Annotated in this window: 20 protein-coding genes, 1 pseudogene and 2 riboswitches; of the genes and pseudogenes, 9 read left to right on the top strand and 12 right to left on the bottom strand. The window is 39.7% G+C overall.

Annotated features, from left to right (window positions below):
* Nucleotides 1-50: 50 nt before the first annotated feature.
* Entirely contained in the window at nt 51-638 is a 588-nt protein-coding gene (gene uptA, locus M313_RS0118265; RefSeq protein ID WP_010198571.1) for an undecaprenyl phosphate transporter UptA, read from the top strand.
* 15 nt (nt 639-653) lie between these two features.
* On the top strand, nt 654-1,433 hold the full coding sequence (locus M313_RS0118260) for an undecaprenyl-diphosphate phosphatase (protein WP_010198570.1): 780 nt from the start codon (nt 654-656) through the stop codon (nt 1,431-1,433).
* A 239-nt stretch (nt 1,434-1,672) separates the two neighbouring features.
* On the opposite strand, the pseudogene M313_RS24015 reads toward M313_RS0118260, so the two are convergent.
* The 3 genes and pseudogenes from M313_RS24015 to M313_RS0118245 all read right to left on the bottom strand — a co-directional run bounded on the left by M313_RS24015 (nt 1,673) and on the right by M313_RS0118245 (nt 6,426).
* A pseudogene (locus M313_RS24015) lies at nt 1,673-2,717 on the bottom strand (ribonucleotide-diphosphate reductase subunit beta).
* 52 nt (nt 2,718-2,769) lie between these two features.
* On the bottom strand, nt 2,770-5,037 hold the full coding sequence (locus M313_RS0118250) for a ribonucleoside-diphosphate reductase subunit alpha (protein ID WP_010198569.1): 2,268 nt from the start codon (nt 5,035-5,037) through the stop codon (nt 2,770-2,772).
* A gap of 200 nt (nt 5,038-5,237) precedes the next feature.
* A riboswitch (cobalamin riboswitch) is annotated at nt 5,238-5,432 on the bottom strand.
* Between the two features lie 166 nt (nt 5,433-5,598).
* Nucleotides 5,599-6,426 (bottom strand): STAS domain-containing protein, encoded by an 828-nt coding sequence (locus tag M313_RS0118245; protein ID WP_010198568.1) that lies wholly within the window; start codon nt 6,424-6,426, stop codon nt 5,599-5,601.
* A gap of 179 nt (nt 6,427-6,605) precedes the next feature.
* Between M313_RS0118245 and M313_RS0118240 the strand changes: the two genes are divergently transcribed.
* Nucleotides 6,606-7,508, top strand: coding sequence for an aldo/keto reductase (locus tag M313_RS0118240; RefSeq protein WP_010198567.1), 903 nt, complete (start codon nt 6,606-6,608; stop codon nt 7,506-7,508).
* 94 nt (nt 7,509-7,602) lie between these two features.
* Here the strand turns inward: M313_RS0118240 and M313_RS0118235 are convergent, their stop codons facing one another.
* The gene (locus tag M313_RS0118235) at nt 7,603-7,833 is read right to left on the bottom strand and encodes a hypothetical protein (RefSeq protein ID WP_010198565.1); all 231 of its coding nucleotides are present in this window, start codon (nt 7,831-7,833) and stop codon (nt 7,603-7,605) included.
* Between the two features lie 316 nt (nt 7,834-8,149).
* Here M313_RS0118235 and M313_RS0118230 point away from each other — a divergent pair, with 316 nt between their 5' ends.
* Nucleotides 8,150-9,400 (top strand): dicarboxylate/amino acid:cation symporter, encoded by a 1,251-nt coding sequence (locus tag M313_RS0118230; RefSeq protein ID WP_029326589.1) that lies wholly within the window; start codon nt 8,150-8,152, stop codon nt 9,398-9,400.
* Between the two features lie 460 nt (nt 9,401-9,860).
* On the opposite strand, the gene M313_RS0118225 is transcribed toward M313_RS0118230, so the two are convergent.
* Genes M313_RS0118225 through M313_RS0118215 form a run of 3 tightly spaced genes read right to left on the bottom strand, consistent with a single transcriptional unit; the run spans nt 9,861 to nt 11,129 of the window.
* Complete coding sequence (locus tag M313_RS0118225) at nt 9,861-10,175, bottom strand: DMT family transporter (protein ID WP_010198561.1); 315 nt, start codon at nt 10,173-10,175, stop codon at nt 9,861-9,863.
* Nucleotide 10,176: 1 nt separating this feature from the next.
* Nucleotides 10,177-10,533, bottom strand: a complete 357-nt coding sequence (locus M313_RS0118220) for a DMT family transporter (protein WP_010198560.1) — start codon at nt 10,531-10,533, stop codon at nt 10,177-10,179.
* A gap of 2 nt (nt 10,534-10,535) precedes the next feature.
* On the bottom strand, nt 10,536-11,129 hold the full coding sequence (locus M313_RS0118215; protein ID WP_010198559.1) for a TetR/AcrR family transcriptional regulator: 594 nt from the start codon (nt 11,127-11,129) through the stop codon (nt 10,536-10,538).
* A gap of 146 nt (nt 11,130-11,275) precedes the next feature.
* Here M313_RS0118215 and M313_RS25945 point away from each other — a divergent pair, with 146 nt between their 5' ends.
* Together M313_RS25945 and M313_RS0118205 are read left to right on the top strand one after the other, a co-directional pair.
* Nucleotides 11,276-11,446: a hypothetical protein gene (locus tag M313_RS25945; RefSeq protein ID WP_010198558.1), complete on the top strand. Its 171-nt coding sequence runs from the start codon at nt 11,276-11,278 to the stop codon at nt 11,444-11,446.
* Nucleotides 11,443-11,682 (top strand): hypothetical protein, encoded by a 240-nt coding sequence (locus M313_RS0118205; protein WP_010198557.1) that lies wholly within the window; start codon nt 11,443-11,445, stop codon nt 11,680-11,682. The genes M313_RS25945 and M313_RS0118205 overlap by 4 nt, the downstream gene beginning before the upstream one ends.
* Nucleotides 11,683-11,758: 76 nt before the next feature.
* On the opposite strand, the gene M313_RS0118200 is transcribed toward M313_RS0118205, so the two are convergent.
* The 3 genes from M313_RS0118200 to ade all read right to left on the bottom strand — a co-directional run bounded on the left by M313_RS0118200 (nt 11,759) and on the right by ade (nt 14,658).
* Nucleotides 11,759-12,181 (bottom strand): hypothetical protein, encoded by a 423-nt coding sequence (locus M313_RS0118200; protein ID WP_010198556.1) that lies wholly within the window; start codon nt 12,179-12,181, stop codon nt 11,759-11,761.
* A 138-nt stretch (nt 12,182-12,319) separates the two neighbouring features.
* Nucleotides 12,320-12,835: a universal stress protein gene (locus M313_RS0118195; protein ID WP_010198555.1), complete on the bottom strand. Its 516-nt coding sequence runs from the start codon at nt 12,833-12,835 to the stop codon at nt 12,320-12,322.
* A gap of 101 nt (nt 12,836-12,936) precedes the next feature.
* Nucleotides 12,937-14,658, bottom strand: a complete 1,722-nt coding sequence (ade, locus tag M313_RS0118190; RefSeq protein WP_010198554.1) for an adenine deaminase — start codon at nt 14,656-14,658, stop codon at nt 12,937-12,939.
* 99 nt (nt 14,659-14,757) lie between these two features.
* Nucleotides 14,758-14,859, bottom strand: a riboswitch (purine riboswitch).
* 259 nt (nt 14,860-15,118) lie between these two features.
* On the opposite strand from ade, the gene M313_RS0118180 reads away from it, so the two are divergent.
* Nucleotides 15,119-17,161 (top strand): transglycosylase domain-containing protein, encoded by a 2,043-nt coding sequence (locus M313_RS0118180; RefSeq protein WP_010198552.1) that lies wholly within the window; start codon nt 15,119-15,121, stop codon nt 17,159-17,161.
* 105 nt (nt 17,162-17,266) lie between these two features.
* Nucleotides 17,267-18,073: a VLRF1 family aeRF1-type release factor gene (locus M313_RS0118175; protein ID WP_010198551.1), complete on the top strand. Its 807-nt coding sequence runs from the start codon at nt 17,267-17,269 to the stop codon at nt 18,071-18,073.
* 51 nt (nt 18,074-18,124) lie between these two features.
* Here the strand turns inward: M313_RS0118175 and M313_RS26180 are convergent, their stop codons facing one another.
* Together M313_RS26180 and M313_RS0118165 are read right to left on the bottom strand one after the other, a co-directional pair.
* Nucleotides 18,125-18,289 (bottom strand): hypothetical protein, encoded by a 165-nt coding sequence (locus M313_RS26180; protein WP_010198550.1) that lies wholly within the window; start codon nt 18,287-18,289, stop codon nt 18,125-18,127.
* 50 nt (nt 18,290-18,339) lie between these two features.
* Nucleotides 18,340-19,320 (bottom strand): SDR family oxidoreductase, encoded by a 981-nt coding sequence (locus M313_RS0118165; RefSeq protein ID WP_010198547.1) that lies wholly within the window; start codon nt 19,318-19,320, stop codon nt 18,340-18,342.
* Between the two features lie 191 nt (nt 19,321-19,511).
* Here M313_RS0118165 and M313_RS0118160 point away from each other — a divergent pair, with 191 nt between their 5' ends.
* A complete protein-coding gene (locus tag M313_RS0118160; RefSeq protein WP_010198543.1) occupies nt 19,512-20,792 on the top strand; it encodes an MFS transporter in 1,281 nt (426 codons plus the stop codon).
* Nucleotides 20,793-20,850 lie beyond the last annotated feature (58 nt).

Genomic DNA, 20,850 nt, shown 5'->3' with positions numbered 1-20,850 from the left:
GTGCTCTCATACATTGTTAGGGACAACTCTCTTACAAATGAGGTGAGGATATGGAGCAATTTTTTTTATCTGTTTTTGAATTTTTCACCACATTGGGGGTTTGGGGGATCGCTCTCGGTTTAATGGTGGAGGTCATTCCTAGCGAAATCGTCCTTGGATATGGTGGTTATTTAATTTCTATTGGTGAGATAGAATTTATGGGAGCAATGCTTGCAGGGGTGGTTGGAGGTACACTCGCTCAGCTTTTTTTATACTGGGCAGGTAGTATTGGCGGTAGGCCGTTTCTTGATAAATATGGAAAGTACATATTGATACAGCCCAAACATTTGGACATCTCGGAAAAGTGGTTTCAAAATTACGGGCCGATTGTCATTTTTACAGCACGTTTTATCCCGGTGGTAAGGCATGCTATTTCCATTCCGGCAGGTATAGCCAAAATGAAGTTTTTTCCTTTTTTGGTATATACAGTGGCGGCGGTCATTCCGTGGACCTTTTTATTTTTATATATAGGCCTTCAACTGGGGGAGAATTGGCGGGAAATCAAACATGCTGCGCAACCGCTAATTATTCCATTAATGATTTTAATTATACTTGGAGCCATCACATATTTTGTATTTGATAGAAAAAGAACGGAATAGGAAGGGGGAGAGGATATGTCCAAAATTGAAGCCTTCATACTGGGGATTATTCAAGGACTAACGGAATTCCTGCCAATTTCAAGCACAGGTCACCTATATTTAGGCAGGAACCTATTTGGTTTGCAAGAAGCTGGGTTATTGCTTGATACGATGCTTCACTTCGGAACGTTGATAGCAGTCCTTTACTTTTACCGGGAAGAATTTTATAAGATCATCCGTAATCCTTTTGATAAATTATCATTTTTGTTGGTTATCGGTACTATTCCAGCAGTTGTTATTGGACTTGCTTTTAAAGATTATTTTGAGGAAATTTCCAAAACAGGTGTGACGATTGGCTGGGAGTTTCTGATTACAGGTGCCTTTCTTTGGTTTGCGGACTCCATTAAAAAGGGTTCAAAAAAGATGGAGGATATTACGTGGAAGGACGCATTGTTTATTGGTTCTTTCCAAGCTGCTGCTATATTCCCTGCCATTTCGAGATCGGGATTAACGATTGTAGCAGGCTTGTTTCGGAAGTTAGATAGGGAAACAGCGGCATATTTTTCTTTCTTGCTCTCAACACCCGCCATTGCGGGGGCTGTGTTTTTGCAAACGGTTGAGGTTGCACAGGTAGGCAGGGAGGATATTTCTTTATTTTCATTAATTATTGGAATTTTAGCATCTTGTTTCTTTGGATATATTGCGGTGAAATGGATGATTAATTATTTGAAAAGGCATTCTCTTCGGATATTTGCGATTTATGTATGGATTTTGGGAGTTGTGATATTGGCGCTTCAATATTTGGGGTTGTTTTAACTTTACGAATAAGGATAGGCCGTGTATACAAAATATACACGGCCTATCTTTATAAAATAAGAAAGTATATGATACGGTTGATTTCCGTTCCAGGCGCTTCGCTTGCCTGCGGGCGGTCCGTGAGCCTCCTCGGCTTTCAGCCTGTGGGGTCTCACCTGTCCCTTCCTCCCGCGGGCGTCTGCGCGCCTTCCACTCCAATCAACTAGGGTATTTCATACACCACTAGTTTTTCGTATTATTTATAATTCATCAAAGCCGTTATCTACTACGTTTACTTTTGTGTATTGTCTGGACTTTTGTTCGAAGAAGTCGGATTTACCCAGGTCTACGTCTTCGTATGCTTTAATCCATTTAAGTGGGTTTGTGCGGTATCCTTCAAAAGGGCGCTTGAAACCGAGTTGATGGGCACGGACGTTAGCGTAAAATTTGATATATGCTTCCACATCCTCCAATTCGATTCCTGCAAAATGATCTCCAATAATATGTCTTGCCCATTCAATCTCCAGTTGTGCCGCTTGTTGAAAAGTCTCCTCGACGAACTGTTCTAGACTAGCAGTGTTACATTCTGGGTATTCCAGAAGAACCTCTTTAAAGATTTTCACAAACAAATCCACGTGAATTTGTTCGTCCCTGTTAATATAATTAATCATCGTGCTGGAAGAGACCATTTTTTTGATTTCTCGCCAAATGATAGAAAAATGCAAAGCCTGAATAGAAGAAGAGACCTTCCAAAATAACATCATATACAATGGATTTTAGGAGATTATCTACAGATGGTGCTTCAGCAAATGCTTTGTACCCATCTGTTATAAAGTCATTTCTTTTTCTAAGGATGGGTTCTGTTCTCCAGTATTCAAACACTTCTTCTTGTTTCTTCCTCGGCACAAGACTTGATAAGACATAGGAGTAGGAATGGTTATGGATTACCTCTTGCTGGGCTAGCATAATCATTAGCGCATTAAGGCTGGAATCGGTCAAATAATCTGCCACTTTTCCTGCATAGTCAGTCTGAATGCTGTCAAGGAGTGCAAGAAGGCCAATGATCTTCAAAAATGCATCCTGTTCCTGTTGTGACAGGTGAGGAAATTGCTTGATATCCTGTGACATATTGATTTCAAATGGAGACCAAAAATTGGAGAGCATTTTTTTATATTTTGGATAAGCCCATGAAAATGCCACGTCGTCCCAATTTAGGACATTTGAGCTTTTTCCATTTATTATTTTGGTCGATCTATTCGGTGCGTCCACATCCATTATGATGCGTGATTTTAGGTGAGTATTCATCTGTTTTTCTCCTTTTTATTGGTATGCTTCTGAGGGCATTAATGATAGCTTTCTAACTTGAACACGATTCACATTCTTCTAATTCTGAAGATGTAGACCGAACATAGTAGGTTGTTTTCAACTTTTGCTTCCATGCATCTAGATGAAGTTCAAGTAACGCTTTGGCCTTCACGGTGTTCGTAACATACAGGTTAAAGGAAATGGCCTGATCGATATGTTTTTGTCTTGCAGCATTCTGGGCGATGCTCCAATGCTGATCGATATGGTAGGCAGATTTATAAAACCACGTTGTTTCTGCGTTAAGATCAGGTGCCGTTACGGGAATCTTGTAATCTTTTTTCTCTTCTGAATACACCTTTAGGAAAATGGGATCGATGCTAGCAGTGCTTCCAGCAATAATGGATGTAGTAGCATTCGGAGCAACTGCCATTAGATACCCATTTCGGACGCCGTAATTCGCTACTTGTTTTTGAAGCGTAATCCAATCCAGTTTGGAGGATGCCCCATAATTCCGTTTGTAAAAATAGTCACCAGTTTGCCAATCTGACCCTTCGAAAGCTGGGTATGAGCCTTTCTCTTTAGCAAGAAGGCAGCTAGCTTGAATCGTGTGAAACGCAATTTTTTCATAAAGTTCGTCTGCATAAAGTACCGCTTCATTTGACTCCCATTTAATTCCTTCTATGGCAAGCAGATGATGCCAACCAAATGTCCCCAACCCAATGGCACGATATTTCTCATTAGTCATCTTTGCCTGCAGTACCGGTATTTCATTTAATTCAATCACATTATCTAGCATCCGAACCTGAATGGGAATAAGGCGTTCCAGTTGACCGGCTATTATAGTGCGAGCAAGGTTAATGGAGGACAAGTTACACACTACAAAATCTCCGGGTGTTTTCACAGTTATGATAGTACCATCTTCTACGTATTGCTTTTTCGTTATCGTGGCACTTTGATTTTGGGTAATTTCTGTGCACAAATTTGTGCAATAAATCATTCCTTTATGAGCGTTAGGATTCATTCTGTTCACTTCATCACGATAAAACATGAACGGACTGCCGGTTTCTAGTTGACCTTTCATGATTGCTTTCATAATCTCTATTGCTGGTACTTTTTCTTTCGGGAGCTCAGGATGATTGATGCATTCTTCATATTTTTGGCGGAAGCTGCCAGCACCGACACTCTCATCATAAAAATCTTCAAGGGAATAGCCCATTAGTTTTCTAACTTCATGAGGATCAAATAAATACCAGTCTCCTCTGTTTTCCACCTGTTCCATGAACATATCCGGAATGCACACTCCATTGAAAAGGTCATGTGTACGCATGCGTTCATCACCATTGTTGAGCTTGCTGTCAAGAAAAGAAAAAATGTCTTTATGCCAAACATCTAAATAGACAGAAATGGCTCCTTTCCGTTGTCCTAGCTGGTCGACACTTACGGCCGTATTGTTTAGTTGTTTCATCCACGGTATCACTCCGCTCGATACGCTTTTGAATCCACGTATATCACTGCCGCGACTGCGTATTTTGCCGAGATAGACGCCAAGGCCGCCTCCTGATTTGGAGAGGTTTGCAATGTCGGTGTTGCTGTCATATATTCCTTGCAAGCTGTCATCAACTGTATCAATGAAGCAGCTTGAGAGCTGTCCATATGTTTTTCCGGCATTGGCAAATGTCGGTGTGGCAACCGTCATATACAAATTACTTAGTGCCCAATAAGCTTCTTTCACGTAATGAATCCGATTATTTTCTTCCTTTTGCATGAGGGTCATGGCAATGATCATGAATCGTTCTTGAGGCAACTCTAGTAAACGCTTATGATGATCACGTGTTAAATAGCGGTCAGATAACGTTTTGAGGCCAATATAGGTAAATAGATAATCTTTTTGAGGATCAATGATTGCCTCTAATTCATTTACTTCTTTATGTGTGTATGCTTTTAGGATTTGAGGTTGATAGATTCCTTGATCTGTTAAGCCTTTGATTAATGAATAAAAGTCCGTATAGGGTTTGGAGATGTTTCTGTTTCTGCAAACTTCCTGTTGCAGCTTTTGTGATAATAATCTTGATGCAACATAGGTCCAGTCTGGTTCTAGTTCGTCCACATGATTGAGGGCTTCTAGTATTAGTTGGTTTGTTAGTTCATCTTGGTTGTTGTGGTGCAGCAGTTTATCGATAATCTTGGTAGCTTTTTGTAAAAAACTTTTTGTTTCAAATGTTGGAAACTCGGACAAAACAGTCTCTAAATGGCTCTGGTATTCTTGAAAGGTAGTTAGACTCTTTTTCTTTTTATGTACAGTTTCGGTATGAACGGTCATTTTTTCACTCTCCACTTCATCAAAAATAAAAAAATCCACTCAATAGTTGAGTGGATCAAACGATCATAGAAAAAGGGAGAAAATGAAGGGGAGGATTCTTAGATAATATACTGAGGTGCGTCAGAAATAATCAAAAGAACCTTGTCCTGCTTTTACCGTGTTCTATGTATCGTTTCATCTTCTCAACTCCCGAAGAAAGAGAAACTAAATCGGTAAAGGCAGGTCTCCTGACTCGTGCTTCTTCCTTTTTTGACCCTTCCCATACAAGAGCCGTTAAGCCTTCATGTACAGTGGTTTCTCAAAATCGTCAGCACTTACAGTTGCGGGTACAGTTCCGGATTTTCACCGGATTCCCTATTAAGTCTAAAAAAGACACCTTTATCGTAAAAAGTTATAATTACTATATGTAGTTATATGTTTGTTTTGTACTATCTATATATAGTGTTTGTGTGGATGATAGTACTATCATAATGGAAACACAAGCAAATGGCAAGACATTTTATGGAGGCTTCGACGTGAAGGTGAAAAATCCTGCCGGGGTCTGACCCCGGCAAGATTTTTTTATTGTTCTTGTAATATTTGCTCAATAGAGCCGCTGATTTGAATGTCTTTCAAGATGAGTCCGGAGTTGATGAATTGTAAGCTTAGTTCCGGGCGGAGGCCTGTTATGATTGGTGTGATGCCGATTAGCTTGAGTGACCGGATGAGTAGGTCCATGGTGTGCAGAACTGTTTCGTCTAAACGGTAAACACCAGAAAAATCAATGATTAAGTGGGAAATGGAAAGGTTCTTACTTTTCTCCAACGTTTCTTCTATCAGTATTCCTGCGCGAATCTCATCAATTTCTCCGACAAGAGGCAGCACTCCCATTCCTTTTTGTAAAGGAACAATTGGGATAGACAGTCGAATATAAGAAGCTTTTGTTTCTATCATTTTCTGTTCAGTAGCGATGGAAAAGGCGTGACTGAATCCATACACAATAATATTGAAGATTTCATCTATCAGAATGAAAATATCTGTAATCTGATTCATGTGAAGTCCATCTTCCACACCTTCACGTTGAATAAACTCCCACAAGCATTTTTTATATAACGTCATATTAGAGAGTGTCTCTTCAAGTGACCCGCCGGCCTTTACAGACATGAATCCGACAGATTCCCCCCATTCTTTTGCGCGGTCTAAGACATTGTTTTCAGGATCGCGGACATAGTCACCCAAGAATACCACTAACGTTTTAAAGATTTCCTTGATCTGAACCTCTACTTCTTCTTCTCGATATTGCGGTACATTAGGATAAGCATTCTGTATTTCCAAAAGCATGCTAGCAGCTACTTCATTCTGTGAATCTATTAACTTCTGTCCTATTAGGGAGTGTGGCGTCTTCGTCATGTTAGAGTCCTTTCTTTTAGCCAGTTGTATTTTAATTGATATATTAATTTCTATTTTAATTTAAAGTCTAAAACATGTATATCATTTACTAGATAAGAATAGGAAATAAGCAGTATTTTTGGCTAATTATATTTAAAAGAGGTATAATTTCTTATTATTGAACAGATAGGAGTGTTAGTATGGAAAGAACTCAGTTAGCAGAAGATGTTTCCCTCTCTAGAATTGTACATGGAATGTGGCGTTTGAGTGATTGGGGTTACAGCCAGGAAGAGGTTGTGGAATTTATAGAAAAGTGTTTGGATCTTGGCGTTACAAGCTTTGATCATGCAGACATTTATGGTAATTACACAGTAGAAGAGCAATTTGGACAAGCATTAGAACTAAAGCCATCACTAAGGGACAAGATAGAAATAGTTACGAAATGTGGAATCAAGCTGATTTCTTCTAATAGACCAGAACATAAAATTAAATATTATGATACAAGCAAAGAACATATCATTCGATCCGTAGAAAAATCATTAAAGAACTTTCGAACGGATTATATCGACATTCTATTGATACATAGACCAGATCCAATGATGGATCCAAGTGAAGTGGCAGAAGCATTCACACAGTTAAAAGAACAAGGAAAAGTAAAGCGGTTTGGCGTTTCCAACTTTGCTCCTTCTCAGTATAAGTTACTCAACTCTTATCTAGATGAACCGTTGGTAACAAATCAGATTGAAATTTCCGCTACCCATTTAGAACACTTCGATAAAGGAACAATCGAGCAATGTCAAATGGATAGAATCTCTCCGATGGCATGGTCACCTCTAGGCGGAGGGAGTATTTTCACTAGTACAGAGGAAAAAGTTAACCGGGTAAGAAATACATTAGAAAAGATACAAGGAGAAATTGGGGCAGAATCTATGGATCAAGTTTTATATGCTTGGTTATTAACGCATCCTTCAAAAATCCTTCCGATAGTAGGTTCAGGGAAGATTGAAAGAGTAAAGTCAGCGGTTTCTTCATTGGATATCAAACTGAATTCACAGCAGTGGTTTGAAATTTTAGAAGCATCAAAAGGAAAAGAAGTGGATTAATTTTATTATATTTTCATAATAAAAAACCAGGACCATTGGCCTGGTTTTTTATTTGTGCTTTTTGTATTCCACCTAAAAATTGGACGAATTACCACTAGAACTTTAATTGGTTGTTTCGTTTATTCATGTGCTTTTTATAAATATCCGAGAAAAACATCAATCCAATTAAACCAAAAATGACATACGATAAGTTAAAGTACAATGCAGGATCGATCCTAATGTGATCTCCACCAGCAGCAACTTTAATTATTTGATAGGAATCCAAAGCGACTTTTGCAGCAATAAGGACAAATATTGCAACGAATACCCTCCAAAGTAATTTCATTTAAAACCCCTCCATCGATTGCATGAAAAATTTTCTATTTGTAAATGCTATAAAAGTTAAAATAATGGGTAAATAAAAGTAGAAATCAGTGCTAAAATATATCAAATTTTCGAAAGGAAAACAACCCGACTTTTGATCTTTTTATTGTGTATTATAACAGGTGTTGAGAAATTGGTCTATCATAAATCACTTTACAGAAATAAAAATACCACGTAGAATGAAAAAAGTCGCCTTTTGTCGAATGAAAGAAAGAAACACCGAAATCCGAAAAGAGAAATTATACTAGTATTACAAAAGGGAGGATTTCAATGTGAAAATGACATTGACGAAAAAAATAATTATCGGTCTTATATTAGGTATTTTAGTTGGCCTTGCCTTGAATGTTTATGCACCGTCCTTATTCGATCCATTAGATACATATTTATTTCAACCACTAGGGAAAATCTTTCTAAACCTCATTACAATGCTTGTTGTTCCAATCGTACTCATCTCCATTACACTGGGAGTAGTCGGACTAGGGGATACAAAAAAGCTTGGAAGTATTGGTCTTAAAACTATTTTGTTTTTCATGATTACTACATGTATTGCCATAACAATAGGTCTAACACTTGCCTCGGTTATTCAACCTGGACTTGCTGGTGATTTTGAGAGTATGTTGGTTGACGAACTAGCTGAAGAAGATACACCGGAAAAAGCTCCTCCGGTTATGGAAACACTATTAAACATTATTCCTACAAACCCGATCAAAGCAATGGCAGAAGGTGAAATGCTGCAAATTATTTCATTCTCCGTATTGCTTGGCTTTGCGATAAATGCATTGGGGGAAAAGGCAGGAAAGGTCAAAACCCTACTTGAACAAGCAAATGATATTGTCATGCTGCTTGTAAATATCATAATAAAAACAGCTCCATATGGGGCATTTGGTTTAATTGCTTCAGCCGTTGGCGGACTTGGCTTAGATGCTATTAAGGCTATGGGGGCATACTTTTTAGTCGTTATTTTAGCTTTATTTTTACATTTCTTTATCACATACGGTAGTGCTTTATTCTTCTTGGGGAGAATCAATCCAATTACGTTCTTCAAGCGTTTTATTCCTGCAATGAGTGTTGCTTTCAGTACATCAAGCAGTAATGCAACCTTACCGATGTCCATGGATGTCGCACAAGAAAATCTTGGAGTTCCAAAGAGGATCAGTAGTTTCGTACAACCGCTAGGCGCCACTATAAATATGGATGGAACAGCAATCATGCAGGGTGTTGCCACGGTATTTATTGCTCAAGTATACGGAATTGACTTAAGTTTGACGCAACTTCTGACTGTCGTAGGTTTGGCTGTTGTTGCTAGTATCGGAACAGCAGGTGTTCCGGGAGTAGGATTTATCCTGCTTGCCATGGTGCTAGGGCAGGTTGGCCTTCCGGTTGAAGGAATTGCCTTAATACTAGGAATTGACCGACTACTTGATATGACTAGAACAGCAGTTAATATCACAGGTGATGCAGCATGTGCTTATATAGTTGCAAGATCTGAAGATGGGGAAGTTAAACTACCAGAGGAACAAAGAATATAAATCGAAAGCCATTCCGGATTGTATATCTGGAATGGCTTTTTCTTATTGAAGATGAGTAAGTATAAAATTTTGTTGATTTCCGTTCCAGGCGCTTCGCTTGCCTGCGGGCGGTCCGTGAGCCTCCTTCAGGCTTCGCCTTCCGGGGTCTCACCTGTCCCTTCCTCCCGCGGGCGTCTGCGCGCCTTCCACTCCAATCAACAAGGTAGCTTCATTTATTGAAGGGTTTTTGCAATGCAATCCTGTGACTGAATAAGCATTAACTTAACATTTACGCAATTTTCAGCTGTGGATTGGAGCAAATGGCGTAGACTCCAGCGGGGGAGTAACGGTAGGTTGAGACCCCTGAAGCATTGGGAGGCTCTAGCACCGTCCCGCGGAAAGTGAAGCCATTTGCGGAAAGAAACAGCGGCGATTAACTACTAACTAATATATTATGCTGTAAAGGACTGGGCAGCTTTTTTTATTGTGAGATTTTCAGGCCGATTACACCGATTATTATTAGTGATAGCAAAAAGATTCGGATTCTGTCTTTTGATTCTTGAAAGAAAATCATCCCAAGGGCTACACTCCCCGCAGAACCGATGCCTGTCCAGACAGCATAAGCAGTGCCCATAGGTATTTCTTTCAAGGCAAGGGACAGAAAGTAGAAACTAGACAATCCAATTACTACAAAACATATGGAAGGGACAAGCTTTTTGAAGCCTTCTGCTAATTTAAGAGATGCCACTGCTCCGATTTCACAAATTCCAGCTATGATAAGGAAGATCCAAGCCATTTTATTCCCCCTCCTCTAGGACTTCTGTTTCCTTTGTATCATCAGAAGTTGTCATTTTTAATCCAATGATTCCAATCAGCATAAGACTCAGAAAAAACAGTTTGGAAGGACTTGCTGATTCTTGAAAATATAATATCCCTACAATTGCAGTTCCTGCTGCACCAAGACCTGTGAAAATGGCATATGCCGTTCCTATTGGCAAGAACTTTAAAGACTTAGAAAACAAATAAAAACTGATTGCCAATGTAATTAGAGTTATTATACTAGGCACTAGAACCGTAAAGCCTTCCGAATACCTTAATCCAATAACCCAGATAATTTCCAATAGACCTGCGATAAAAATATACATCCATTGCATTTCTATTTTCCTCCTATCTCCGTTGCTTTCCAGTAATGTTCAAATGCATGTTCTGCTTTCTTGTCAAAGTCAGAACTTGTATAAAAGAACCGTTGTACAAACAATCCATCAATCAAGCAGTAATATGCGTCAATAAGAGGTTCTAACGGTTGTGGTGGGATTTCACCTTTGTCTAGTCCTTTGCTGAAAATTTTAGACAAAATATCAGTCGTATAAGTCTCTGTTTGTAGAAAATGTTCATGTATTGATGACCGAAATTTTTCTTCAGGGAAAAGTAGGGTGCGTTTATACAATAAACCCAGTGTTTCGTCCTTCCAGAAATCTATCATGTTAATTAATAGACGCTTCAACAATGGTTTTGTAGAACTTGATTGAATCTCTAGTGAATCAATAGCGACTCTGTCCATAAACGTCTCCATCAGTTCTTGAAGGATGGTCATATATAAATCATCTTTATTTTTAAAATGAGCATACAAAGAGGGTTTCTTAATACCAACTAATGATGCCACATCATTTAAAGATGTCCCATAATACCCTTTCTGAGCAAAAAGTTGGAGTGCATGCTGCTTGATAAGCTCCGAAGTAGAAAATGACATGTTATACCTCCTGAAAAATAAAACTACCTACCGTTCGTTAGGTTGGCGATAAATCATATTATATGTTAAGTATCCTACTAAATCAATTAGTTTTATTTTTGAATGGAGAGGGTATTTAAAAGCTAAGAGATGAGGGAGGAATTGATGTGAATAAGAGGTTGAAAGACAAGTTGGAGAAGAGGCAGGCTCTTTTTAAATCACAAACCGAGCACAGAGCCAAAGGTAAAACCATTCGTTTAGCAGCCTCACGACAAGGAGCTCAGATCAATACACATCAACTCACAACTAGAGATTACAGTAAGGAGGTATTATCTTGAGTACAAAAAGAATTAATAGCCATATGGAGCGCGAGAAAAATAGAAAAGCGCAAAAAGCTGCTCAGCCTGCTTATGAGGTGTCAGTCAACGATAATTCTTTCAAGGTTACAGGTGTGAAATCTGAAAAAGAAGCCATTGATAAGTTATCAAAGTGGAGTGCTTTTCACAACATGATAAACAAAATGAAGGAAAATGACGAAGAAGTGAACATTGAAGCAAAGAAAATACAAGGGTAATGAAACACACCACAGTTGGTCTGTGGTGTGTTTCCATTTGCTTACTTTTATGTCTGGACTCGCTCTTTAAAATCTTCTACACGCATTGGAAAGAACGAATTCGATTAGAGTCTATTCCGAAGTACATCCAAGTAAAGAAGAACCAACGATAACCAGCGACAGATCTTCTTCCGATAAATGTAGGATAGAACCAGAATTGCTCCCCATTATTTAACCTTACCCATGTAAAACGATATAAACATCCATAAAATGCACCCGGATCCACTGCTAAAGCAGTAGGTCCACCAGGGGCACCGAAGCTGGCAGTTGGAGGTGGTGGAGTAGATGGCGGCGGTCCGGATGGTGGTCCGCTTCCGGGTCCTCCCCCAGGTCCTCCCCCAGGCCCTCCAGGTGGTCCAAATCCAGGTGGTCCTCCAGAAGGTGGTCCAAAACCAGGCCCTTGCCCACCACCGGGAGGCGGTCCGAATGGTGGAAAACTAAGTTGACGATAAGGATACATAGGATTGCTCCCTTCTATTCAATTCTCTATACGGTATGCAGGCGCCCAGAGGATGGTGAAACAAAAGATGGTTTTTGGATGAATAATGGCCAAAAAAAATATCAGGCTTCCAATAAGGAAACCTGATTAGTTTTGTTATTATTTTGCTATTAACACGGGGCAGTTAGCGGTGTTTGTAACTTTATCGCTTACACTTCCCAGAATTAATTTCTTTAATCCTCCAAGACCCCTGCTACCTATAATGATGAGGTCGTTTCCTTGTGTGTCGGCAAAATTGCAGATTGTTTTGGCTGGGTCTCCTTGCATGACCTCTACTGGAGCTTCAATTCGTTCTTGAGATAAAAGTGCATGAACTTCATTTAATGACTGAGTTATTTCATCATTTTCAGCTGTAGCAACTCGCTGTTTACTCGGCACCGTATCTTTTACATTACTTGTATAAATGTTCAAACCGTCTACATTGCCCATTCCACCAGCAGGAAGAGTGTCAGGTCTTGTAGCCGGTATCGGAACATTTACAGATGTTTCCTCAAGGACATGTATAATGGTAATGCGTGAGTGAAGCCTTTTCTTCATTTCTATCCCCATCTGTACTGCTTTCAAACTGCTCTTGGAACCGTCATAAGCAATTAAAATATTATTGAAAGTTTCCATTTTTATCTGCTCCTTTTTCATCGTTTTAAGTAAGTTTATTGTTATAAATTAAATACCCTAAGCAATAACTTTTAAAACTACAGAGAAGATGTGGAAAACCTCTACTTTGCTTGAATGGTAATATGCTCGAACTTTGTTACATCAAAAAGTCCAGTATCCGTCAACTTCAGTTCTGGGATAACAGGAAGGCTTAAAAAGGATAACGCCACAAAAGGATTAAAGTTATCCTGGCTGCCAATAAGATGAAGAGCATCATGAAGGTCCTTCAAATACGAAAGAGTTTGTTTTGTCGTCATATTGGCCATCAAGCCCGAAATCTCAAGTGGCAATGAGGCTACTACTTTTTCCTCACAAACAACCACTAGGCCACCCTTCATCTGTTCGATTGCTTGGACAGCAACTAACAGATCTTCATCGTTAGTTCCGACTGTAACAATATTGTGAGAATCATGTGCTACAGTGGATGCTATTGCTCCATTTTTTATTTGAAACCCTTTAACAATTCCAAGTCCAATATGCCCACGACGCTTATGTCTTTCAATCACTGCGAGTTTTAATTGATCTTCATCATGGTTGGGTACAAAGTGCCCATTATAGGTCGTCACGGTTTCTTTTATGTGCTTGGTAACAAGACTGTTCGGGATGATTTCTATAATGTTGCATGGTTTGTCTGCTTCCACACATATTTTCAAATCACTTTTATGGATAGGTTTCATGTTTAGAGAACCCTTTAAAAGTTCCGGAACGACGATGCGAGAGTGTTGATGATCCTGGTTCTTTATTCTTTTTCCATTCTTATAGACATCTTTGATAGAGAACTTTTCAAGGTCTTCTATGAATAGTAAATCTGCGCGGTACCCTGGTGCAACCGCTCCTCTATCCATTAAAGAAAAACACTCTGCGGCATTTAATGTCGCAATTTGTATAGCTAGCAGAGGGTCAAGTCCTTCTTGAATGGAGATTCGAATATTATGGTCGATACTACCCTCATTTACCAAATCATCAAGGTGTTTATCGTCTGTACAGAGTAGAAAGCGTCTTGCATTTTTTTCATTTACAAGAGGAATTAAGGCTCTAATATCTTTTGCGACAGTTCCTTCCCTCATCATGACGTACATTCCCCGCTTTAGTCTTTCTTTTGCTTCTTGTGCGGTGACGCATTCGTGATCGGTTTTTATGTTGGCAGAGGCATAGATGTTCAAGTCTTCAGGAGCAAGGCCTGCGCCGTGTCCATCAATTTTCTTATTTTGCTGAGATGCTTGTGTCAATTTTGCAATCATTGCTTCGTTGCCATCACGGACAGCAGGGAAATCCATCACTTCTGCCAGTCCGATAACCCTCTCATGTTCGTAAAATGGAGCAAGGTCATGTGCCTGGATAGTGGCTCCATTGTACTCGAAAGATGTAGCAGGTACACAAGATGGTAGCATGAAAAAGACATCAACCGGACATTCTTCTGTAGCATCCAACATGAACTGAATTCCAGAAGTACCACTTACATTTGCAATTTCATGAGGATCGGTAATGATGGTAGTGACTCCATGTGCTAGAATTGTCCGGGTAAAATAGTGGGGATGAATCATGGAGGATTCCATATGAACATGCCCATCAATTAGTCCTGGACAAATAAATGCTCCTTTAGCATCTATTACTTCATGCCCATCATAATTACCTATACCGATAATCATGCCGTCTTTTATCGCAAGATCTTGCTCTAGAATCTCTAAATTAAATACATCTATTATTCTTCCGTTTTTTATAACGAGGTCGGCTTTTGTCCTTTTTGCTGCTGCTTTTATCATAGATTTCAAGTTAAGTGTCATGTTTTTCCCCTCCAAAATAGATAAAACTCCAAGCAATAACTTGGAGTTCGACCATGGAGAATACCCCTCAATCTTTTTGCACTATTGATGCAGTTAAAATAAGAAGGTGGGGATTCTCGTAGTCAAACTCTTTACGGTAGTTTGGTAGAAACTTATGGACCATATCTCCAAGATTATACGAGTAGTTCAATATGAGTATTTTTCCCATTATAGTGGGGTGGAGGAATTTACGTCAAGCTTCTATTTATAGCCGGAAAATTTCGAATTTGGGAAAAGGGTTGGCTTTTGTTGAAAAAGGGTATGTAATAGTGTTTAAGTTTGAGGAATGGTATTATCAACAAAGAAGAATGGCTTTTACATATTTTAATATGGCCAATCTTTGATTATGCATGTCACCCTAAAAAAGAGGGGACTGCATTCGAATAACTATTATTAGTTTTGTTGCATATAGGGGGTTCATATGGCTGAAAGAGCAAGTAAGTATAAACGAAAAGTCAGTTTTAGAGCGGTACTACTCATTGCAGGTTTGTTAGCTCTAATTATGTTGCTTGGAATGCAATTATATATTAATACAAGAGACGTCAGTGCACTGACAGATCCTTTACCGCAATCATCGGTACTTTATGATAGGGATGGGGAAGTCGCTAGCAGGATAACCTCCAATCAGATAGAAGGTGTACCATCTGACGAAATTCCTGAAGTGATGAAGCAGGCGGTTGTAGCAGTAGAAGATCAGCGATTTTATGAGCATGATGGGTTTGACTTTGTAGGAACTCTGCGTGCCCTTACAACAAATGTTAAAGCTGGGGGCTACGTGCAGGGTGGAAGTACAATTACCCAACAATTGGCCAAAAACGTCTTTTTATCACATGATAAAACATTAAAACGTAAAACAGACGAATTCTTTTTAGCAAAAAAGGTCGAAAAATCTTATTCGAAGGACCAAATCATCAGTTTATATCTAAATCAGATTTACTTTGGCGAAGGAGCTTGGGGAATTAAACGCGCAGCTGCGGTTTATTTTGCAAAAGATCCAAAAGACCTTACACTTGCAGAATCTGCAACTTTGGCCGGATTAATCAAAGCTCCATCTGCGCTTTCTCCATTAAATAATGAGGAGCGCTCCATTCAACGCAGAAACTTGGTGCTCTCACTAATGCACCAACAAGGATTCATTACAGCAGAAGAAGTGGAAGCGGCAAAACAAGAAGAATTAAAACTGGAAACCAGACAGGTGGATCCTCATAAAGGGAAATACCCAAGCTTTACGGATTATATTATTGATGAGGCAGAAAAAATGTATGGCATCAGTGAGAGTGAACTCCTTGCTGGTGGCTACCGCATTTATACGACGCTTGAACCTAAGGTGCAGGAAGCTCTTGAAAAAGTGTATGCAGATCCGGAAAATTTTCCTACGGGTAAGTCCGGCGAGGTGGCACAAAGCAGTGGCGTACTGCTTGATCCGAAAACAGGTGGCATTCTAGGGATGATAGGTGGCCGGGACTATCAGTTCCGTGACTTTAACCGTGCATCTAAGCTTAAGAAGCCGCCTGGATCCACAGCAAAACCGTTGCTTGTTTATACTCCTGCCCTTGAAGAGGGCTATGATGTGTATGATATGTTAAATGATTCCCCAACGGAATTTGGTGATTACAAGCCACAAAATCACACTTTGGACTTCCGTGGGGAAGTTTCCATGTATGATGCAGTATTGAATTCTTATAACATTCCTGCGGTTTCCCTGCTATATGATATGGGGATCCAAAAAGGCATGGACGCAGCCAAAAAGCTATACTTGCCGGTTGATGAAAAAGAAGACCGTACGCTCGGAAATATAGCATTGGGCGGATTTCATGGCGTTTCCCCGAAACATATGGCCGAAGCGTACTCCGTCTATGCAAACAACGGGGAAATTATTGAATCGCATGGAATTGTTAAGATAGAAACAGTTACAGGAAAAGAAGTGGCTACTTTTGAGGAAGAAAAAGAACGTGTTTTTTCCGAAGAAGCCGTTCAAAAAATGAACTTTATGCTCAAAGGCGTTGTAGAAGAAGGAAGTGGAAAGAACGCTATTATTGAAGGACGGGAAGTTGCCGGAAAAACAGGTTCCACTCAAACAGCTGATAATAACCATGGCGCCACTTCCAATCAATGGTTTGTTGGTTTCACTCCACAAATTGTGGGGGCATTCTGGATTGGTTTTGATAAAGAATCTGCTGATAACGTCCTTCCCATCATCTCTGGAGCGGGAAGCCCTTCAGCCAAGGTATTTCAGCAGGTCGTAAGTGAAGCTTTAGAAGGAGAGCCAGTAGAATCCTTCAATCTTCCAGCAAATCTGCAGAAGAAGACAGCCTCGGCGAATAAGGAAGAGGAAAAGCAGGAGCAAGAACAGCCAAGAAAGAAAGATGAAAAGAAAAGAGATGAGAAGGAGAAAAAAGAAGAGAAGAAAAGAGAAAAAAAAGAAAAAGAGCGTGGCAAAAAAGACCGAGATGACGATGACTGACAGTAACCACCTTCCCTGGTAAATGGGGGAGGTGGTTTTTATATGTTTAGACCATACAATTTCGTGATAAAGACTATTAAACCAAAAGTTTAATGGAGGGATTTTGTGACCTATCAAAAGACGATGGAGAAACTTTCAAACATGAAATTTATTAAGCCGGACAAAGTACTAAGCTTATATTTGCACACAGACCGTAGTCATCGGGACCAGCAAGGTGGCGAATGGAAGATAGCGTTAAAGAACGGGTTTAATCGACTTGAAGAATATATAGGGGCTAGCAGTAAGGAAGAATTAGAAAGATTGCGTTCCATTCGTGAAGATGTTGAAAAATATGTTGAAAGTAAAGAACGCAAAATGCCGAGAGGGCTGATCATCTTTGCATCTGCAGATAGCGGTCTATGGGAGACGTTTGAATTACAAGTTTCCGTTCCGACGAATTTTTATTGGGAAGAATACCCTGTACTAGATGAGCTTCAAAAAATGTATCAGGCATACCCTTTAACAGGTTTTGTTCTTATGCAAAAGAACGAAATTAAAATTCTTACATCCATCTTCGGCTTGATTGAAGAAAGTCAGTCGATGGCATTTGATTTAGAAATAGATGATTGGAGAATGCATCAAGGTCCATCACATCACAGTTCTAGTATGGGAAGTGGAGCCATTAAAACGGCGAGCCAGGTGGACCATTACGAAGATCGCATCCATGCGAATCAGAAGAGGTGGGTAAAGAGCCTTGGCAGCAAGCTTGATAGAAAAGCAGCGAATAAGCAATGGGAGAAAATAATTTTAGTTGGAGACAAGGGAGAAGCCGAATTATTAGAACAATATATGAATAAAAAGGTAGATGCCATTATTCAAAAGAACCTCTTGAACGAAAATGAGAGCACTGTTTTAGAGAAGTTATTAGCTTGATTTTTAGTAAAGCCCCCTACATCAAGGGGGCTTTTATTATGATTCTTAGCGCTAAATAATAGGGTATTCCGCTTCATAAATCGGGTCTGAGTAGTAAGGAGGGTGTGGTCCGATTTTTGGCATCGGCCACTTATTTTGCTGGTAAACCATTAGGATTTTTGCATCAGATTGATTAATCAACAATAGTTTGACTTCAGGGTTAAATTCATAACGCAAAATAATCAACTCCTTAGCTATTGTTCATTTTTTTGAAGGGATCTCTTTGGTCAAGAAGCCGTAAACTCTCCACCATTTACATGTAGCACTTGCCCTGTAACAAATCGGGAGTCATCAGATGCTAGATAAACATACGTTGGGGCTAACTCAAAAGGTTGAGCCGCGCGATTCATTGGGTTATATGCACCGAACACTGCTACTTGATCTGATGAAAAACTTGCAGGGATGAGAGGTGTCCAGGTTCTTCCAGGGGCGACGGCATTAACGCGGATACCTTGGTCAACGATACTATTGGCAAGCGCGCGTGTAAACCCGACGTTCGCTGCTTTTGTAGCGGTATAATCAATCAATTGTTTTTCCCCTGCATAAGCGACTACGGAGGCGGTATTGATGATGGAACTGCCTGACTTTAGGTAGGGCAAAGCAGCCCTAGTTGTATAGAAATGGGAATAAATATTCACCTTGAAGGTGTCGTCAAACTGTTCATCCGTTATATCAAGCAAACTTAGTTGTTGGAATTGTATTCCCACATGATTCACCAGAATATCCAACTTTCCAAAAGCTTGGATTGTTTGCTCTACAATTGCTACACATTGTTTCTTCACTCTTAAATCCCCGGGCATTAGGATACACTGTTGCCCAAGCTCTTCAATTCTTGCTTTTGTTCTGTTGGCATCTTCATGTTCATCAAGATAGGAAATGGCTAGATTTGCACCTTCTTTTGCATAAGAAATCGCTGTCGCTGCACCTATACCGCTATCACCCGCAGTAATGAGTGCAATCTTTCCTTTCAGCTTCCCGCTGCCTTTATAATGCGGATTTTCAATAATAGGCTTTGGTACCATATATTTTTCCAATCCAGGCTGTTGTAACTGCCGCTGTTCCGGGAAGTTGATGGGTATTTCTTGGTATTCTGTTATTTTTCCATAATTAGGATATAAGGGATAAGGGTCTTTTTGTTTATTCGAATCAAACCAATTTTGAAACTCCTTTAGCTCCTCGATGTTCCGCTGCTTGTCATATGGGTCCATCTAAAACCTCCTTTGACCATCCTATACACAACTATATGTTTATTAATAATATAACTTGGTTTATGCATTTTTTATATTTTCCTTATTTCATCTCCATCTCTAGACCGAGTGAAAAAGAACCGGCAGTCTGTTATCAGCCATTATTAAAGACGATACACTGATGATAGATAATAAATAGTGGAGGGCAAATAATGAAAAATATGATTACTATTTTCAAGAAACCAAATTACAGTTTGCTGTTTTGGTCATCTTTTACTTCTACAATGGGAAGTATCGTTGGTATCGCCGCGTTGATGCTGTATTTGTTGGACAGATATACAGATCAGCCATTCTATGCAGCATTGACGGAATTAATGTATTCTTTGCCGACACTTGCTGTCTTCTTTTTGGTGGGGGTACTTGCAGATAGAATGGATCGACAGAAGATTGCGGTATACAGCGATGTGATTTGTGCCATTTTGTCTCTGGCGCTGATGGGGGCCATCTATATTGATTGGATGCCGCTTGTGTTTGCAATACTATTCTTAAGAAGTGCGGTATCGAAATTTTTCCATCCTGCCCAGGCTGCGATCATCCAAGGAATCCTTACAAAGGATGAATACACAGTGGCAGCAGGACTAAATCAAATGACAAGCAGTTTGTTCATGTTGTTTGGCAATGCTCTTGGAATTTTTATCTACTGGACGGTTGGCCTTCAGGGTGCTATATTTGTATGCTTTGTCACTTATATGGTCAGTGCGATACTAATCCGTGCGTGTAAGTTAGAGGAGAATGTCGTCTTGCCGAATGGCCGACACAAATGGACGCAACTTAATGTCAGGTTTGTAGCGAATGATTTTAAAGATGGAATGCTTTATATTATAAAAAATCCTTTGTTGGTCTACCTTATCATTGGTTTCTTTGTTTTTGGAATTGTAAACGGAGGGCTTTCCGTCATGCCGGCCTATATACTTAAATATAAACTTGCCCCAAAAGACTATGAGGAGTTCATGATAGTAATGGGAGTAGTATTTGGCATCTCGGTTTTAATTGGAAGCATTGTTGCCTCGATGATGGCGAAGAAGCTAAAACTGTATCAAATGGTCATCATTGGTTTAGGTGTCTCTGGTGCTTTTGTCGTGGCTAGTGGATATAGCCCGGATATGTATTACTATTTAGCATTCACCGCTTTAATTGGTCTTGGCCTGCCTTTTGTCAACATTGGAATTGGGGGATGGCTACCAAGGATTGTAGATCCTAAAATGATGGGCAGGGTACAGGGATGGATTACGCCATTGATGATGTTATCTCAATCTATTACTCTTGGAGTGATTGCGTTAACTTTTCAAAAAATCCTTTCGGTGGAAGGGCTTCATCTTCTTGTAGGGGGCTGCTTATTGTTTGTTGGATTATTTTATATGTTCACCTTGCCTAAACACGCTACTGAAGAGGAAGAGGGAGCCGATGGATTGGAAAACTCCGCTTCTGTGTAAAATTAATCTTTGACAAAATAGAAAAAGCAAATTAACATAGGTATCAGAAATTGCTTTC

Source organism: Bacillus sp. m3-13 (assembly GCF_000175075.1).
Taxonomy (GTDB): domain Bacteria; phylum Bacillota; class Bacilli; order Bacillales; family Bacillaceae_I; genus Sutcliffiella_A; species Sutcliffiella_A horikoshii_C.
This window is presented reverse-complemented; position numbering and strand designations above follow the sequence as displayed.